Consider the following 237-nt stretch of genomic DNA (forward strand, 5'->3'; position numbering starts at 1 on the left):
TGCTGATCCGCGATTACTAGCGATTCCGACTTCGTGCAGGCGAGTTGCAGCCTGCAGTCCGAACTGAGAACGGCTTTAAGAGATTAGCTTACCCTCGCGAGTTCGCAACTCGTTGTACTGTCCATTGTAGCACGTGTGTAGCCCAGGTCATAAGGGGCATGATGATCTGACGTCGTCCCCACCTTCCTCCGGTTTGTCACCGGCAGTCTCACTAGAGTGCCCAACTTAATGCTGGCA

General features: G+C 54.0%; 1 rRNA gene. It reads right to left on the reverse strand.

Going from position 1 to position 237, the window contains the following annotated elements:
* A 16S ribosomal RNA gene (locus H5S39_RS01880) occupies positions 1 to 237 on the reverse strand; the annotation flags it as partial.

It is taken from the genome of Limosilactobacillus rudii, assembly GCF_014145455.1.
In the GTDB taxonomy this organism is placed as follows: Bacteria; Bacillota; Bacilli; order Lactobacillales; family Lactobacillaceae; genus Limosilactobacillus; species Limosilactobacillus rudii.